This window comes from Pedomonas mirosovicensis, from assembly GCF_022569295.1.
GTDB classification, from domain to species: Bacteria; Pseudomonadota; Alphaproteobacteria; order Sphingomonadales; family Sphingomonadaceae; genus Pedomonas; species Pedomonas mirosovicensis.
The window spans coordinates 1015886-1032445 of the sequence record NZ_JAKFIA010000001.1 but is presented as its reverse complement, the minus strand read 5'-3'; the positions used below and the strand labels follow the sequence as shown (position 1 = coordinate 1032445).

Here is a 16560-nt window from a genome sequence, read left to right as displayed (position 1 = left end):
CACGCCGTGCAAACAGGAGGACCCTCTGCATGACATGTCCGAGCATCAAGTCTGTGGCATTTGCGTTGCTGCTGGGTATGGCCACCGCGGCTCCGGCTTCCGCGGCCTATATCGTCGACACCGGGACCCCGGACGCAATTGCGGTCCTGACCTTCGATGCAAGCCAGTATTTCGCAGGTGAGTTTTCCGTCGGCACCAACACCACCATCACCGGGGCCGAGGGCCTGTTCTGGTTCGACAGCGAAGCCCAGGGCAGCCTCACGGTGAGCCTGCACGCGGACAATGGCCACCTGCCCGGCGCGGTTCTCTCTTCCGCCAGTTTCGATATCGTGCCCAATGATTACGACTGGTACGGCTTCACCTCCGGCCTTGAATGGAATGTGTCCGCCGGAACCTACTGGATCTCGTTCATCCCCGGTGACGGCCTGGCAGGCGACATGATCGGCCTGGCGCCCAATCCCCTGTCCGAATATGCCTTTGGCGGGGACGGCGAATGGCTGGATCTGGGCCCGGACGCATTTGACGACATCGCCCTTGCCGTGCGCGTCAGCGGGCACGCAACCGCACCGGACGTGCCAGAGCCTGCCGCCATCGGCCTCATCGGCCTTGGGGTTCTTGGCGTAAGTGCTATCCGCCGCCGCAGGCTTTCCTGATCGGCATTTGATTCGGAACCTTCAGGACATGGGGGAGGGCGGTCCGCGAGGCCGCCCTTTTTCGTGCGCGGCTCCCCTGACTGCGAATCAAGGCGCCAGTGTGTGCGCCTGCCGGTTCATGGGCAGAGGCGGTTCGTCCGTGAGGATTTGGCGGGGGAAGGAAAACTGGTCGGAGCGGCGGGATTCGAACCCACGACCCCCACACCCCCAGTGTGATGCGCTACCAGGCTGCGCTACGCTCCGACCGTGGAGAGCCTTGTAAGGATGGAGGGGGGCCTTCGCAAGCCCCCCTCATCACTGATTTTTCATATTTTCCGTCACGCCGCGCTTGGAAAGCGGGCCATGCCGCCTCAGCGCCCTGCCGTCTTGATCTGGTTGAGGGCCTGCTGGGCCTGCGCCAGACTGTCGAACGACTTGTGTTTGCTGAGGATATTCTCCAGCTCCCGCTGCGCTTCGGCCCGCTTGCCGTTGGCTTTCAGGGCCACGGCGAGGTGATAGCGCATATCCGGGTTGTCCGGGCGCGCCTTGACCGCCTGCTGAAGAAGCGAGAGCCCGCGCTTCATGTCGACTCGCTGCTGCACCAGCAGGAAGCCGAGCGTGTCGGCGACTTCCGGCGACTTGGGCGACAGCTTGTAGGCCTGTTCCGCCGTCGCAATGGCCCGCTTGTCCTTCAGCTCGCCGTAAATCCAGGCCATGTTGTTGAGCACGGCCGGGCTCGCCCGCGTCTGCTCATCCAGCGCCTGATACTGGGCCAGCGCCTGCGGGTAGCGCTTGGCGCGCATGTGAACGTCCGCCAGGGCGATGCGGGCGGCCACGTCCTTCGGGTCCTTCTTCAGCATCTCCTGCAGCACGCTGACGGCCTGCGGCTGCTTGCCCGCGTTCAGGTAGGCCTGGGCCAGGCTGATACCGAGCGCCCGGTCCATGCCCTGCTTGCGAACGGCCTCATAGGAGGCGATCGCCTTGTCCCACTGCCGATTGCCCAGATAAAGGTCGCCAAGCGCCCGGTCCGCCACGGTGGACTTGGGATACTTGGCCTTCAATGCGTTGGCGTGGGCGATGGCCTGCTTGAGGTTGCCCTGCCGCGCCTCCAGCCCCATCAGGTCCAGATAGACCTGGGTTAGGTTCTGGTTCTTGAGGTTGAGCGCCATGGTGTAGGCGCGCCGGGCCGCATCGATCCGCTTGTTCTGCGCCAGCGAGCGCGCGTAGAGGAGGCGCGCGCCCACATCATTGGGCGCCGCCTTGGTCAGCTTCTCGAAGGTGGCTGTCGCTGCCGTCAGGTCGCCGGTGGCCAGCTGGGTGCGGCCGATGGCCTCCAGCGCCGCCGGATTGTCCGGGAAGTCCCGGTTGAGAGCGTTGGCCTCGCTCAGCGCATCCTGGTTCTTCTTGGCATCGAGGTAGGCCTGGATCAGCCGAAGCCGGGGGGCCATCTCCGTCCGGTTGGTGGCCACCGCCTTCTTCAGCCAGTCGATCCGCTCCTGCGGCTTCTTCTCCAGCCGCGCCAGTTCCGAGAGCGCCATCAGCGTCTTGGCGTTCTGGCCGTCGGCCTCCAGTGCGCGCATTAACTCACGCCGCGCCTCCACGTACTTTTTGTCAGCCACCAGAATCTGGGCGAGGTTCCGCCGCGCTTCGTGATAGTTCGGCTTCTTCGCGATGGCGGCGCGGAAGTTGGTCTCCGCCTCCTTGATCTTGTTGAGACCCAGGTAGGCCGCGCCGCGCATGTTGTAGCCGATGCCAAGGTCCGGGTAGGCCTTCACCAGCCGGTCGGCGGCCGTCAGCGCCTCCTTGAAGTTGCCCCCGCGCATCTTCACCAGCGCGGACATCATCAGCGCCTGCATCGACTTGGGGTCGTCCTGCAGCACGGCGTCGAGATCACGCAGCGCCTCGGTGTTCTCGCCCTGGGCGACGCGGGTCATGGCCAGCTGCGTCTTCAGCGCAGACTGGTCCGGATCGACGGCCACGGCCTTTTGCAGGTAGGTCTCCGCCTCGTCGAACTCGCCCTTGCGGGCATAGGCCGAGGCCACCAGCGCCAGCAGGCGGCCGTCCTGCGTGTTCTTCTCAAGCAGCGGCTTGGCCGCCTGGATCGCGCCGTCCGGATCACCCGTCCGCAGCAGGGTCGCCGCATAGAGGCGACGGGCCAGGCTGTGGTTCGGGGCCACTCGCAGCAGGTCCTGCAGGTAGGTCTGGGCCTGCTGGAAGTTGTTCCGCTCATAGGCGATCACGCCCTGCAGCAGCAGCGCGGGCGGGAAGTTGCCGAGCGCGCCCTTGGTGCGCGTCATCAGCCCTTCGGCCTCGTCGAACTTGCGCTCCCGCACCTTCATCACCGCCTGCAGGTAGAGCGACAGCGGATGATCCGGCACCGCCTTGTCGATGCGTTGCAGGTCCGCCAGCGCCTCCTTGTTGCGCTTCAGGTCGGTCAGCGTCGCGGCGCGCTCCAGCCGCGCCTCGAGGTTCTGCGGGTCGATGGCCAGCGCCTGGTTGAACAGCGGCAGCGCCTTCTCCAGTCCTTGGCTGGCGCGCACGATATCACCCTTCATCACCAGCGCCCGCACGCTGCGCGGATTGAGGGAGAGCGCCTTGTCCACCGCTGCCTCGGCGCTGGCACGGTCGCGCGCGGCGACGTAGTAGCGGGCCAGGTCCAGCTGCACCTGCTCGTTCTTCGGCGCCAGCTTCTCCGCCTCCAGCAACTCGGCCTTGGCCTCGTCCATCTTTCGCAGGCCCATCTGGGCCAGGCCGCGCACGCGGGCGGCCTCGGCAGCGTAGGCCGCGGGCACCAGATCGGCCTTGGCCTCTTCCAGCGCATCCGCATAGCGGCGCTGCAGCACCATGGCCTCGGCCATCAGGGCGCGGGTCGCTTCCTTCTTGGCGCCGGCGCGTCGCGCCGCCTCGATTTCGGTCTGCGCCGGCAGGCCCTGCTGCATCCGCAGGTACACCCGCGCCTGCAACAGGCGGGCGGGCACGCTGTTGGGGTTGGCCCGCAGCGCGTTACGCAACTCAATGGTGGCGGCGCGATAATCGCCCCGGTTGAAGTGTCCCTGGGCCCGGGTAAGCGGGCTGGAGGACGTGGCAGGCTTGTCCGCCCAGGCGCTCTGGGGCGCGAAGGCGACTGTACCGAGCGCCGCAGTTGCGGCGACCAACGCTGCACCACTGATGGTTCTTATCCGCCTGGTCATTTCATGTCTCCCTCGGGAAGCGGAACACAGCGCTTTGTGCATGGGGTTTGTGTTTATGGACTAAGCCTTGATTCCATACTGACGCAGCAAATCGTAAAACGTCGGACGGCTGATCCCCAAAAGCTTGGCCGCATTGGTGATATTGCCGTCGGAGCGGGCCAGCGCCTGGCGGATGGCCCGCCGGTCGGCCTCTTCCCGCACCTGCTTGAGGTTCAGGATTTCCGGCTCCATCGCCTTGCCGTCCAGGTCGAGGTCGGCCGCGGTGATGCGGTTGTCCTCAGCCATGATGACGGCGCGCTTCAGCCGGTTCTCCAGCTCGCGCACGTTGCCCGGCCAGTGCCAGCTGTTCAGTGCCTGCAGGGCATCGGGCGTGAAGCCCTTGTGGTTGCGGCCCATCTGCCGGTTGAACCGTTGCAGGAAGGCATGGGCAAGCAGGGTCGCATCCCCATGGCGCTCGGCCAGCGAGGGGATGTTCACCACGATCTCGGCGAGGCGGTAGTAGAGGTCCTCGCGGAACCGCTCCTCGGCGATCATCTGCTCGAGGTTCCGGTGGGTGGCGCAGACGATCCGCACATCCACCTCGATGGGCTTGCGCCCGCCGATGCGCTCGATCACCCGCTCTTGCAGGAAGCGCAGCAGCTTCACCTGAAGGGGAAGCGGAATATCGCCCACTTCATCGAGGAACAGCGTGCCCTTCTGGGCCAGCTCGATCTTGCCCTCGGTGGTCTTGACCGCGCCGGTGAACGCGCCCTTCTCGTAGCCGAACAGTTCGGCTTCCAGCAGGTTCTCGGGGATGGCCGCGCAGTTGATGGCGATGAACGGCCCCTTGGCCCGGCGGCTGGACTGATGCAGCCCGCGCGCCAGCACCTCCTTGCCCGTGCCCGAGGCGCCCAGCAGCATCACCGACACGTCGGTCGAGGCCACCCGCTCCACCATCTGGCAGACCTTGATCATGTTGGGCGCGGCCGTGATGATGCCGCCCAGCACGCTGGTCTGGGCGCTTTCCTGCAGCTTGCGGTTCTCTTCCTCCAGCTGGCGCACATGGAAGGCACGGCGGACGATCAGCCCTAGTTCATCAATGTCGACCGGCTTCTGGTAGAAGTCATAGGCCCCCATGCCGATGGCGCGCAGCGCGCTTTCGCGCGCGCCGTGGCCGGAGGCGACGATGACCTTGGTGCTCGGCGACAGGCGCAGGATATCCTCGAGCGTGGCGAAGCCTTCCGTGGTGCCGTCTGGATCGGGTGGCAGGCCCAGGTCGAGCGTCACGACCTTCGGCTCTTCCGCGCGCAGCAGGTCGATGGCCGTCGATCGGTCGCCGGCCGTCAGCACTTCATACCCTTCGTAAGACCACTTCAACTGCCGTTGCAGTCCGGGATCGTCCTCGACGACCAGCAGTTTCGGCTTTTCCTCGCCCATGAGCGCGCCTGTGTCCTTCCTTAAGCCAGCGGCAGGCTGACGGTAAATACAGTCCCCTCGCCGACACGGCTGCTTACATCCAGCCGCCCGTTACAACTCCTGACAATTTCACGGGCCTCGTAAGCCCCGATGCCGAACCCGCCCATCTTGGTCGAGCGGAAGGGCTTGAACAGATCATGCCGGATGAACTCCTCCGACATGCCGCAGCCATTGTCTGCCACTTGCACGCGCACATGGCCATCCCGGCAGTCCGCCTCGACGAGGATGGGACTGCCCGTTCCCGAGGCATCGATGGCATTCTGGATCAGGTGGGTGAACACCTGCTCCAGCCGTCCCGCATCTCCCCGTACAATCATTCCATCCCGGGCGCAATTCAGTCTAATCCCGTCGTGCAGCTTTGCCTTCTGCCGCACCACGTCGGCCAGCAGCGGCGCAACATCCACCGCCCCGGCCTCCAGCCGCGCCGTGTTGTGCTGTCCCAGCCGGGCGAGCAGATCGTTCATCTTGCCAACCGAGTCCTTGATGGTCAGCACCATGTCCTTCTGGAACTCGGGATTGCCGGCGAACCGCTCCGCATTGCGGGCAACGAGCGAGAGCTGACTGACCAGATTCTTGATGTCGTGCATGATAAAGGCAAAGCGGCGATTAAACTCCTCGAACTGCTGCGCTTCGATGAGCGCGGCCTGGCTGGTCTGTTCAGCGATATAGCTCGCCGTCTGCCGTCCGACAGTGCGGAGGAGGTCAAAATCCTCCCAGTTGAGCGACCGGGGGGAGCGGGAGCGCTCGATGACCAGGAAGCCGGTCAGCCGGTCGAGGTGCAACAGCGGCACGCCGAGCCAGGCGCGGTCGTCCTCCGCCGCCCAGCCCGGCAGCGTCAAATCGTCATAGTCGCCAATGCCCTCGCGCAGCTCATCGAAATCGATGATGCGCTGGCGCGTTGCGAGGAACCGGACCAGCGGCCCGTCCGGCGCTTCCGCGCCATGCCCGGCGGTGCGGAAATTCCAGCGGGTGGCGAGCTGGAACACCCCGCCCTCGCCCGGCAGCCACAGCGCGCCGCCCGGCGAGTCGACGATATCGCACACCGCCTGGATGGCGCGCGCCTCCAGCGGCCCGCTGCCCGCCCCCGCGCCGGAGAGCGTGGCGATGAAGCGCAGCCATTCCTGCCGGTAGTCGTATTTGTAGGCGAAGAAGTGCTTGTTGATCTTCACCCGCGCCCAGGCGCGGAAGCGCCCTGAGAACAGCACCACCGCCGCCAGCACCAGCGCGCCGAACAGGAAGCTGACCTGCAGCAGGCTGCCCCAGCTGCCGCCCACCAGCTTGAGGCCGTAGGCGGCGATGGACATGGCGATGAGGTAGCACCCCACCGCCACCAGCGAGAGGGAGTGGAACACCACCTCCCGGGAAATCTGCACTTCCAGCTTCCACAGGCGGTTGCGGCGGATCGAGAGCGCGATCAGCGGCACCACCAGCGCATCCACCAGCCCGCGGGCGTTGTAGAGGTCCCAGCTCACCCCGCCGGAGAGCGCCGCCAGCGTGTAGAGATGGATGTCGTAGATGAAGAAGCCGCCAAGGCCGATACAAACGAACCGCACGCCCCAGCGCTGCTCGGGCGCGGCGTTGCTGTAGACGTTGTGCACCAGCACCAGCGCGCCGATGGAGCAGATAAGGCGGATGACCACGAACAGGTAGGCCACCCGCGCATTGGCCAGCGGCGTCGTGCCCGTGAGGCCGAACCAGCTGTTTGCGTCCATGAGCAGCTGGACGGCGAACAGGAAGCCGAGGCCAACCGCCAGCACGAACGACAGGTTGATCCGGTCCGACAGCCGCCAGGAGCGCATCAGCAGCGACACGAGGAAGGCGATCCACGCCGCCGTCCGCAGCGTCTCCATCGGCGAGACCATCTCGATGTAATGGCCGCCGAAGCGCACGGCAAAGACGAACGTCCCCGCCCAGACGGCGGTCGTCAGGGCAGCCGTCGCCAGCCAGACGCTGGAGACTGTCTGCTCTTTCTGGAGCACCAGTGCTCCGGCCAGCACGAGAAAAGCCAGGCAGGCCAGGCCGTGAGCGACCAGGCCAACCTCGGAAATCAGTGGCGTCATGCCCCCGTCATGCTCCCCTGGACCCCAGGCCGGCCAAACACCTCCGCCCCAGGTTCCAGCTTGTTGTACCGCTGCGGCACATCCTTCTCGGGCCGGAAACCCCAGCCCTCAAACCTTGGCAACGCGAACAGGCTCTTGCGCGCTCAGCGCACGCCATCCTGCCACAGAACCACCCGAACCGTCTGGATCAGAATGAGCAGGTCTAGGAAAATAGTATAGTTCTTGATGTAGTAGAGGTCGAACTCCAGCTTGTGGCGGGCGTCCTCCTCCGAAGCGCCGTAAGGGTAGTTCAGCTGGGCCCAGCCGGTGATGCCCGGCTTCACGATGTGGCGCTCGTTATAAAAGGGAATCTTCTTTGCCAGCTCATCGACGAAGAAGGGCCGCTCCGGGCGCGGGCCGACGAAGCTCATGTCGCCCCGCAGCACGTTGAAGATTTGCGGAATTTCATCGATGCGCGACGAGCGGATGATCTTCCCGATCGTGGTCACGCGCGGATCGCCCTTCTGCGCCCACTGGGGCCGGCCATCCTTCTCCGCGTCCACCCGCATGGAGCGGAACTTCAGCACCTCGAACGGCTCGCCGAACTGGCCCACCCGCACCTGCCGGTAAAAAATCGGCCCTGGGCTGGTGAGACGAATGGCGACGGCCGTGATGAGCAGAATCGGCGCGGTCAGCAACAGCAGGAGGGAGCTGGCCAGAATATCGAACAGGCGCTTGGCGACGAGCGCCGTGCGCCGGCTGCTGCGGAACCCGTCGGAGAAGATCAGCCAGCTGGGATTGAGCGAGTCGAGATCCACCCGGCCCGTCTGCTGCTCGATGAAGGCGGAGAGGTCATAAACGCCAAAGCCGCTCATGCGAACGTGCAGAAGGTCCGAGACCGGCAGCGAGCCGCGCCGCTCTTGCAGGGCCACCACCACATCCTCGACGTTGTGCATCTCCATGTAGGAGGAGAGCGAGCCGATGCTCTCGCGCGGCACCGCGCCTTCGATGTCATCCTCACTCGGGGCCATCTGCACGTAGCGAAACACCTCGAAGCCCGCGCCCGGAGCTCCGGCCATCGTCTGCAGGCGGCGCGCCCGCTGCCCCGCGCCCAGCACCAGCACCCGGCGGCGGAACCGGTGCCAGCCGACCAGGCGACTAAAGATCCAGCGCAGCGTCAGGATGGAGAAGTAGGTGAGCAGCGCCGCGACCACGAACACCGAGCGCCAGGTGGTGATGCCCGGAAAGGTGAAGAAAATCACTGACAGGGCAACGAAATCGATGGCCAGCGCCACCGCCAGCCGCAGCGCCGTGATCCGCACCGAGCGGTAGCACTGGCTCTGGTAGAGCCCCACCGCCAGCATCACCACGTAGGTGACGATGGCATAGGTGAGCACTTCGGGCAGGAAGGAAAAGGCAGTCTCGATCGGCAGCCCGGCCTGCCACAGCCGGCCATACCAGGCCAACACCGCGGCGAGAATCAACGCCGCGAATTCGATGATCCCCAACACGAGGAGGGGCAAGGGTACATAATGCCGAAAGACGCGAATCATGCGGTGGTGGGTCCCCTGTTTTAATCCCGCCCCGTGAAAACCATTTCAGATGTCTAGTGAGAAATAGTTCAGAGTCCAACCTGAGGCTGAATTTTTAAATTTTCGAGTACCTTGCGGATCGAACGCGGCGCATCGGCCTTGGCTTTCGAGACGCCCAGGCGCGCCTGAAACACCACGTCGAGCGGGTCGATTCCCGTTACTCTCATATAATCCTGCGCGACGGTTGCGGCAGCGTGCCGCAGCGGGGGCTCCACCCCCTTCTCCGGGTTTTCCTCCCGGCTCTGCGAGGAGCAGAACACCGCCGCCAGCGACGGCTGGAAGGACAGGCCCCGGCGATTGGCCTCGATCCAGAAGCGCATCAGCCGCTCGCCAATCGCCAGCCGCTCCTCCGGCGTGACGGCGTGCCCCGGCACTCCCGCCCGGCGGATCACGGCGAAGGCGCCGCTGTTGATCGAGGGAATGACATCCATCTCGATGCCCGCATAAAGGCCCGCCCCCAGCCACTCCGCCGCCGCGCGCATGCGCTGCCAGTCCGCCAGCACGAATTTCATGACGCGCTGGCCGAGCGGGTCCATGCCCAGCGCCCCGGCAGGCATGCCCGTGCGGCTGAACCGGTTTTCCCAGTCGATTACTTCCTGGTGCACCCGGTGGCACCGCTTGGAGCGCAGGCGAATGCCCGTCGCCTTGGCATTGACCCACGACAGCCGCCAGCGTTCGCCCAGCGATTCGATCCAGTGAACGGTAAGCCCCGGACCGAGCGCCGCTTCCAGCGCCTCCTTGTCCGCCATGGTCAGCGGCTGGCGGCGGTAGGAGCCGCGATCGACCGTCCGGGCCTTGAGATAATAGGCGAGCGGGTCAACCGGCACGCCCGCCTGCGGATCGAACTTCACCTCCAGCACCGGGTGCTCGGGCGTGCCCGCCAGCCGCCAGTCCATGCCCCAGCCGTAGAGGGTGCCCGCCAGCCGCAGGGCCTGCATGAGCATCCCGTGGGACAGCCACAGCGGCTCGGAATTGCGGTAGGAGTATGGGTTGTCCCGCTCCAGGTCGATGTGCACCCGAACCGCCGTCTCGCCCACCTCCTCGAACCGCCACGGCTGGCTGTTGTCGGGGCTTGGCGCCCAACGGGCCACCTCCAGAATGCGGGTGAGAATGGGCGTATCCGGCTCCAGCTCCATCTCGCGTGGGCGCGCGCCCTTGGAGAAGGACCCGGCGATCCAGGCGACGAACGCCGTCTTCAGCTTCTGGATCGGGCCGTTGTTGCCCCAGCGCAGCTTGCGGATGAGGAACCGTCCCAGATAGGGGTCGAAATGGTGATAGTAGGGGGCGGCCTTCACCGGCCCGCGCCCGATCATCAGCTTCACCGCCTCGCAGGCGGCAACGCCCGCGCAGATCATGCAGGCGATGGCGGTGGACGGCCCCTTCTTGTTGGGCATATCCACCCGCGAGCCGTCCTTCAGGTAGCGCAGGTGGAGGAGCGACGGCGTCAGCCCCATCAGGAAGTTGATGTATTGCTGCTGTTGCGTCTTGCCCTCGAAGCGGAAATATTCCTCGACGCTCATGCCGTCCGGCGTGAAGACGATATAACCGGAGCCAAAGCCCAGCGGCCCGGCGGTGATGCAGGGAATGCCCTTCTTCCGGGCGAGGGTGAACAGCTTGCGGCGGATGTCGAGCACGAAGAAGTCGAGGCCATCGATGTAGACATCCACGCCCTCGAGGAATTCCTCCAGGTTGGCCTCGTTGACCCCCTGGCCGAAGATCTTCACATCCAGTTCCGGGTTGATCTCCTTCGCCATGGCCACGACCGAGTCCACCTTGGGCTGGCCGAGGGTGCGCTTGAAGGCCGCGATCTGCCGATTGAAGTTGCCCAGTTCGAACCGGTCCATGTCGGAGACGTGGAACTTGCCGATGCCAAGGCGGGCAAGCGTGAGCATGTGCACGCCGCCAACGCCGCCCATACCCGCAATCGCCACGCGCTTCTCGCGCAGGCGCTGCTGCTCCAGTTCGGAAAGCCAACCGATATTGCGGGAGAAGGCCAGGTCGTAATCAAACCAATGAGGCGGCAGGTCGGGCGTACCCGCTCCTGCCGTCCCTGTGCCCCCCTCCATGCCCCCCTCAGGCTGCGGCATGGCGTCCGTCGACTTGCAAGCGCCCGCCGGCCGTGATGACGGCGTGCACCTCGGGGAAGTCGTGTTCCACGCCATCCACCAGCTGCCTGACGGAAGCAAACACCGGCTGGCGCGGCCCGTGGAATTCCACCAGCGGCCCCACGGCCTCGAAATGCAGGCCCAGCATCCGCAGCATCCGCAGCAAGGCCGGATCGATGATGGCGCACAGGTGGGTGAGGTTGGCCTCCAGCGAGATCTCGAGAATCGAGGTCATCAGCCCCAGCGTCATATGCGGCAGGATGCGGCGCGGATCGCCGCCGCCCTTCCGGGGATCATGAATCGTGGCGTAGAGGCCATCGTTCTGGCGCTTGCGGAAGCCGCCATGAATGGAGAAGCGGGAAATCTCGCCCGTGCTGGCCTTGGGAAGAATCTTCTCCGGCAGGTGGTCCAGCGCCGGGGCGGCGATCCGGGCCGGCAGGCCGCAGCCCTCGGCATCCGGAATGGGACGCACCACGCGCACCGTGCCCGCCGGCAGGTCGAGCGGCCGATAGAACAGCACGCTCTGCACCGAGTGGGCATCGAACTCATCCCGCTCCAGCCCATCGGGGAAATCCTCCTTGGGCAAGAAGCCGGTTTCCTCGCAATAGACTTCATAGCGCAGCCGGTGGGCCGCCGCGATATCATCGGGTGTTCGAGCGATCCGATAATAGAAGAAACGGTTGTAGGTATCGGCCAGGCCGGATGCCTGCATCACCCGGTCGGGGCTTTTTTGCGCTGGCTGGCTTTCTAGGCCAGGGTTGGGGGCAGAATACTGTGCCATTTACTCACGGATCCCTCATATCACGGTGCGCCAATGGTTCCCTATGACCAGCCGCAACTTTACAGCAGGCTTCATGGCGAAGCTCGGCAGCTTGCACAGGCTACATGAACGCACGATTACGGGGCCATTGCTCCAGCGAAACCTTGCCAAGAGGCACGTCCTACCCTAATAAACTAGAAGATGTTCATTAACAAACCACTTCCAGCGTTCTTAGGAACTTGGTTTTGTTTGTGAGGAGAGGCCGTTAGGCGTTGCCGTCCTCCTTACCCGGCCTCGCCCGCATCGCTCAGCAATCCTTCCATCTGGGCTTCCGTTGCGCCGCCTGTGTGAATGTCGCATGCTGTCCGGATAATCTGAGCAGCCAACAAAGCAGCCAGACCATCCCCTTTTTCAATCCCCAGATCGAGCAAAGGTTCCGCTCCAAGCGCCTCGATCAGGCGGTCATGGGCAGCCGAACCATCGCGCGCTGCCACGAGACAGTGGTCAGCCAGGCCCGGTTGGGCTTGCGCCAGAACGGCGGCGGCCACTGCTGCCTCGTATCCATCTAGGATAACGACTACGCGCTGCGTTCGTGCCGCAAGAATTGCGCCGGCAAGCGCCGCCAGTTCCCGGTTGCCCACCTGATGCAGGATCCGCAAAGGGTCATCCGTCGTCCAGGCCGGCCCTTCGCGCACTGCCTCCACCTGGCGCAGCGCCAGCGCATAAGGGGCGGACAACGCTGCCGTCTGCCCCGCCAGCCAGTCCGAAGGCGCGCCGCCGAAAAGGGCCAGGGCGACGCTGGCCGCCGCCTCGCGCGTGCCAATGCCAAATGCGCCCAGGCACAGAATATCCGCCTGGCTCACCACCGCCTCCATGCCGAAGGCCATGGCCGCCACGCACTCGCGGTCGCTCATGGCCGGGCCTTCCGCCGGATTGGGCGCGGGGCGCTCGACCGCCAGATCGAACACCTTCAGCCCAGCCCCCAGGCTGGCCGCCAGCGGGTTGGACGTTGCCCCGCCCGCCGAGAGCAGCAGGATGCGCTTGCGAACCTCGTCCTCCGCGCGCTCGGCCTGCTCCTGCCCCAGCCAGCGCTGGGCGCCCGCGAACAGGCACAGCTCCACCCGCGCGGCGGCAGGCACGCGCCCCTGCCAGCCCGCCAGCCAAACCGGCAGCGATGCCAGCTTCCCGCGCTCGGCCGGCGCGAAATAGAGTGCCCGTTGGTGCGCTTCGGCCGCGCGCGCCGCGTCATCATCCCGACCCGGGGCATTGGCGGCAATGGCGCGGATGTCGTCCAGCGGCAGGCCGCTCAGTTCAGGCACAAGGGGAGGATTCATGGCGCTCTACCTTCTTGGTTTTATTGACGGCGTGGCCGTGGGCAACCAATTAAACTGGGTACCCCAGTTAACGGGAGACCGGCTGGCCGCAAGTCAGGGTCAGGGACCGTACTATATTGGCCCATGGCCGCTTCATTGAGGATTGCGTGCAACTGTGCAAGACCCCTGTCGCCCTTCCCAGCCGCAAACGGCCCAGCCTCAAAAGGCATCGTCTCCGGTTTCAAGCTCCCAGGAGGGCGAGACCGTGCCCTCGCCGTGCGTTCAGGTGTGCCGGCTGGACGTCGAGCGCCGCCATTGCCTCGGCTGTGGCCGCACGATAGAGGAGATCAGCCGCTGGTCCACCATGACCGCGCCAGAGCGCAGGGCCGTTCTGGCCAGACTGGCGGCGCGGCAGAGCGTAGGCGTACCTGTAGTAGCCGACACGGAAGGGAAGCCGCTATGACCACCGCGAAGACGATCTGGCCTGTCATTCTCTCCGGCGGTTCGGGAACGCGGCTGTGGCCCATGTCCCGCTCGCTCTACCCGAAGCAACTGCTGCCGCTGGTCGACTCCCACTCCATGCTCCAGACCGCCGTCCGCCGGGTGATGAACGGCGGACGCTACGGCGCGCCCGTGCTGGTGGCCAACGAGGAGCATCGCTTCATCATCGCCGAGCAGCTGCGCCAGACCGATTGTCAGCCTGCGGCCATTATCCTGGAGCCGGAGGGGCGCAACACCGCCCCCGCGATCGCGCTGGCCGCCCGCTTCGTGATGGAGCGCGACCCGGAGGCATTGATCCTTGTCATGCCGTCCGACCACCTGATCCGCGACGAGGCTGCGTTCAGAACGGCGGTGGAGGCTGCGGTCGCGGCAGCAGAGGAGCATCGGGCGCTGCTCACCTTCGGCATCCGGCCCGACCGGCCCGAGACCGGTTACGGTTACATCTGCTGCGGCGCGCCGCTTGATGGCCACAACGACGTGCACTCGGTGGACCGGTTCGTCGAGAAGCCGAACCTGAAAACCGCGGAAGACTATCTGGCCAGCGGCAACTATGTGTGGAACAGTGGCATCTTCCTGTTCCGCGCCGCTGATTTTCTGGAGGAGCTGGCCGAGTTCGAGCCGGAAATGGCCGAGGCCGCCGGCGAGGCGATGGACAAGGGTCGGTGGGACAGCCTGTTCTTCCGCCCCGACAGGGACGCCTTCCGCCGCTGCCCCTCCAATTCCATCGACTACGCCGTGATGGAGCGCACCCGCCGCGCCGCCGTGGTGCCGGTGGACATGGGCTGGTCGGACGTGGGCTCGTGGGCGGCTCTGTGGGAAGTCAGTCCCAAGGATGCGACGGGCAACGTCCTGCATGGGGACGTGCTCGTGGAAGGCGTGAGCAACTGCTACGCCCGCACCGACGGGCCGGTGGTGGCGCTGACCGGTGTCGAGGATCTGATCGTCGTCGCCACGGCCGATGCGGTGCTCGTCACCTGCCGGGAGCGGTCGCAGGACGTGAAGATGATCGTCGATCAGCTCAAGGCCAAGGACCGCGACGAGCACATGATCCACACCGTGGTGCACCGCCCGTGGGGCACCTACCAGACCACCGACCAGGGCGATCGCTTCCAGACCAAGCGCATCGTGGTCAAGCCGGGCGAGAAGCTGTCGCTCCAGAAGCACCACCACCGCGCCGAGCACTGGATCGTGGTTCAGGGCACCGCCCGCGTCACCTGCGGCGAGAAGGTGTTCGACCTGCACGAGAACGAATCGACCTTTATCCCCGTCGGCATGACCCACCGGCTGGAGAGATCCGGGCAAGATCCCGCTGCACCTCATCGAGGTGCAGTCAGGCTCCTACCTTGGCGAGGATGATATCGTCCGCTTCGAGGATAGCTACGGGCGCGGTTGACCCCGGCCACGCCTGCGGGCGGCCAGCCCATGGTCATCCGGCAGCCGCCCGTTTCATATTCGACTACGCCATCGTTCCCAAACCGGCCGGGCCGCCTATAGTGCATCCGGCGGCTTGTATTGTTGCGCGTGCGGCACGTCACCCGAGCACGAACCACTGCAACAATAATCGTGGGGGCCTTCCCGATGGACCGCGCAATGCCGGAACGCGCAATGCCGCCTCGCCTGTGCATGATTGCCGGAACCCGGCCGGAATTCATAAAGCTGGCTCCGGTTCTCCTCGCCCTGAAACAGCGGCCCGAGACGCGAAGCTGGCCCATCCGGCTCATCGATACCGGCCAACACCCGGATCTCGCCAGCCAGACCTGCCAGGAGCTGGGGCTCCAGCCGGATGAAACCCTGTCCCTGCCCGCCAACGACGCCGGGCTGACCGCGCGCCTGGGCGTGCTCCTGTGCGCGCTTGAGCCCAAGGTGGAAGACAACGCCGATATCGTTCTGGTGCAGGGGGACACCCTCTCGGCGCTGGCGGGCGCCATGGCCGGCAGCTATGCCCAGCGCCCGGTCATGCATATCGAGGCGGGGCTTCGCACCGGCCTCAGCCATGCGCCCTTCCCCGAGGAGCTGAACCGCTGCCAGATCGCCCGCCACACCACCCTGCATTTCGCGCCCACCCCGACGGCGGTCCGCAATCTTCTCACCGAGTCCGTCGATCCGGCATCCGTTCTCTGCGTCGGCAACACGGTGATCGATGCCCTCGGCCACTATCACCGCACCGAAGCAAAGCCGGTCTGGTCCCGCCCCTACATGCTGGCCACCTGCCATCGGCGAGAAAACTGGGAAGGCGGCCTTGCGGCCCTGTGCACCGCGCTGGCGGCCTATGCCAAGCTGTCCACCCAGCATGACATTCTCTTCCTCGCCCACCCCAACCCGGCCCTGCAGGAGGCGGTTCGCGCCCGCCTGGGCGCGGAGCCGCGCATTTTCCTTCTGCCGCCCCAGCCCTATCGCTGCCTCCTCTCCCTGCTGGAGGGCGCCGCTGCGGTCATTACGGACTCGGGCGGTCTGCAGGAGGAGGCTTCCATGCTGGGGGTGCCCGTTGTCCTGTGTCGGGAGGCGACCGAGCGGCCTGAAATTCTCTCGCACGGCGGCTGGCTGGTCGGCTGCGATCCCTCGGCCATCTTGCGGGCAATCCGCCAGGCGCTGGGCGGTCCTCGCCCGCTGGCCGGGCGCTCGCCTTTTGGCGACGGCCGGGCGGCTGACCGCATCGTCACGGCTCTGGCGCGTTACTGGGCAGGCCAGCAACCTTATCTCCGGCCAGATGAATTATTTGATCCTAATCGGCCTTCCTATGCAGAAGTGCCGTTGAACAACCGAAAAGCCTTCGCTATAGGGGCTGGCACAAGGTGACGTGGCCGAGCGGCTGAAGGCGGCGGTTTGCTAAACCGTTATACGGGGATAACCCGTATCGAGGGTTCGAATCCCTCCGTCACCGCCATTTCCTCTACAGTTTTATTTCCCTTTCATTCGCAGCCGTTCCGGTTTGGTCAAGCGCACCTTGGCGCCTCCAGAATGCTTGCCTGGCC

At 65.5% G+C, this 16560-nt stretch carries 12 protein-coding genes and 2 tRNA genes; 6 read left to right on the top strand and 8 right to left on the bottom strand.

The features are described 5' to 3' along the window. Positions 1–29: 29 nt before the first annotated feature. Entirely contained in the window at positions 30–653 is a 624-nt protein-coding gene (locus L0C21_RS04885) for a PEP-CTERM sorting domain-containing protein (RefSeq protein ID WP_259277290.1), read from the top strand. 166 nt (positions 654–819) lie between these two features. On the opposite strand, the gene L0C21_RS04880 is transcribed toward L0C21_RS04885, so the two are convergent. The 8 genes from L0C21_RS04880 to L0C21_RS04845 form a co-directional block, all read right to left on the bottom strand. Beyond that, positions 820–896: transfer RNA gene (locus tag L0C21_RS04880), tRNA-Pro, on the bottom strand. 107 nt (positions 897–1003) lie between these two features. Then, positions 1004–3823 (bottom strand): XrtA/PEP-CTERM system TPR-repeat protein PrsT, encoded by a 2820-nt coding sequence (gene prsT, locus L0C21_RS04875; RefSeq protein ID WP_259277289.1) that lies wholly within the window; start codon positions 3821–3823, stop codon positions 1004–1006. Positions 3824–3883: 60 nt separating this feature from the next. Beyond that, the gene (gene prsR, locus L0C21_RS04870; RefSeq protein WP_259277288.1) at positions 3884–5239 is read right to left on the bottom strand and encodes a PEP-CTERM-box response regulator transcription factor; all 1356 of its coding nucleotides are present in this window, start codon (positions 5237–5239) and stop codon (positions 3884–3886) included. A gap of 20 nt (positions 5240–5259) precedes the next feature. Then, positions 5260–7338 carry an XrtA/PEP-CTERM system histidine kinase PrsK gene (gene prsK, locus L0C21_RS04865; protein ID WP_259277287.1) on the bottom strand — a complete coding sequence of 693 codons (2079 nt, stop codon included), beginning with the start codon at positions 7336–7338 and terminating at the stop codon, positions 5260–5262. A 143-nt stretch (positions 7339–7481) separates the two neighbouring features. After that, entirely contained in the window at positions 7482–8870 is a 1389-nt protein-coding gene (locus L0C21_RS04860; RefSeq protein WP_259277286.1) for a TIGR03013 family XrtA/PEP-CTERM system glycosyltransferase, read from the bottom strand. Between the two features lie 68 nt (positions 8871–8938). Then, entirely contained in the window at positions 8939–10975 is a 2037-nt protein-coding gene (locus tag L0C21_RS04855) for a ThiF family adenylyltransferase (RefSeq protein ID WP_259277285.1), read from the bottom strand. A 7-nt stretch (positions 10976–10982) separates the two neighbouring features. Beyond that, positions 10983–11795, bottom strand: a complete 813-nt coding sequence (locus L0C21_RS04850) for a PEP-CTERM/exosortase system-associated acyltransferase (RefSeq protein WP_259277284.1) — start codon at positions 11793–11795, stop codon at positions 10983–10985. A gap of 263 nt (positions 11796–12058) precedes the next feature. Then, entirely contained in the window at positions 12059–13108 is a 1050-nt protein-coding gene (locus L0C21_RS04845; RefSeq protein WP_259277283.1) for a nicotinate-nucleotide--dimethylbenzimidazole phosphoribosyltransferase, read from the bottom strand. Positions 13109–13262: 154 nt separating this feature from the next. On the opposite strand from L0C21_RS04845, the gene L0C21_RS04840 reads away from it, so the two are divergent. The 5 genes from L0C21_RS04840 (at position 13263) to L0C21_RS04825 (ending at position 16472) form a co-directional block, all read left to right on the top strand. Continuing rightward, positions 13263–13550: a DUF1289 domain-containing protein gene (locus L0C21_RS04840; protein ID WP_310593354.1), complete on the top strand. Its 288-nt coding sequence runs from the start codon at positions 13263–13265 to the stop codon at positions 13548–13550. Beyond that, positions 13547–14944, top strand: a complete 1398-nt coding sequence (locus tag L0C21_RS04835) for a mannose-1-phosphate guanylyltransferase/mannose-6-phosphate isomerase (RefSeq protein WP_310593353.1) — start codon at positions 13547–13549, stop codon at positions 14942–14944. The genes L0C21_RS04840 and L0C21_RS04835 overlap by 4 nt, the downstream gene beginning before the upstream one ends. Continuing rightward, positions 14913–14981: a hypothetical protein gene (locus tag L0C21_RS16695; protein ID WP_310593380.1), complete on the top strand. Its 69-nt coding sequence runs from the start codon at positions 14913–14915 to the stop codon at positions 14979–14981. Before L0C21_RS04835 ends, L0C21_RS16695 begins: the two co-directional genes overlap by 32 nt. Before the next feature lie 197 nt (positions 14982–15178). Next, the gene (wecB, locus tag L0C21_RS04830; protein WP_259277282.1) at positions 15179–16384 is read left to right on the top strand and encodes a non-hydrolyzing UDP-N-acetylglucosamine 2-epimerase; all 1206 of its coding nucleotides are present in this window, start codon (positions 15179–15181) and stop codon (positions 16382–16384) included. Next, positions 16380–16472 (top strand) — tRNA-Ser (locus L0C21_RS04825). Before wecB ends, L0C21_RS04825 begins: the two co-directional genes overlap by 5 nt. Positions 16473–16560 lie beyond the last annotated feature (88 nt).

What these genes read in the sequence shown, in the direction of transcription:
- L0C21_RS04855 (WP_259277285.1), bottom strand. Translation starts at nt 10,975, where the DNA reads ATGGAGGGGGGCACAGGGACGGCAGGAGCGGGTACGCCCGACCTGCCG.
- prsK (WP_259277287.1), bottom strand. Translation starts at nt 7,338, where the DNA reads ATGACGCCACTGATTTCCGAGGTTGGCCTGGTCGCTCACGGCCTGGCC.
- prsT (WP_259277289.1), bottom strand. Translation starts at nt 3,823, where the DNA reads ATGACCAGGCGGATAAGAACCATCAGTGGTGCAGCGTTGGTCGCCGCA.
- wecB (WP_259277282.1), top strand. Translation starts at nt 15,179, where the DNA reads ATGCCGGAACGCGCAATGCCGCCTCGCCTGTGCATGATTGCCGGAACC.
- L0C21_RS04835 (WP_310593353.1), top strand. Translation starts at nt 13,547, where the DNA reads ATGACCACCGCGAAGACGATCTGGCCTGTCATTCTCTCCGGCGGTTCG.
- L0C21_RS04860 (WP_259277286.1), bottom strand. Translation starts at nt 8,870, where the DNA reads ATGATTCGCGTCTTTCGGCATTATGTACCCTTGCCCCTCCTCGTGTTG.
- L0C21_RS04885 (WP_259277290.1), top strand. Translation starts at nt 30, where the DNA reads ATGACATGTCCGAGCATCAAGTCTGTGGCATTTGCGTTGCTGCTGGGT.
- L0C21_RS04850 (WP_259277284.1), bottom strand. Translation starts at nt 11,795, where the DNA reads ATGGCACAGTATTCTGCCCCCAACCCTGGCCTAGAAAGCCAGCCAGCG.
- L0C21_RS04845 (WP_259277283.1), bottom strand. Translation starts at nt 13,108, where the DNA reads ATGAATCCTCCCCTTGTGCCTGAACTGAGCGGCCTGCCGCTGGACGAC.
- prsR (WP_259277288.1), bottom strand. Translation starts at nt 5,239, where the DNA reads ATGGGCGAGGAAAAGCCGAAACTGCTGGTCGTCGAGGACGATCCCGGA.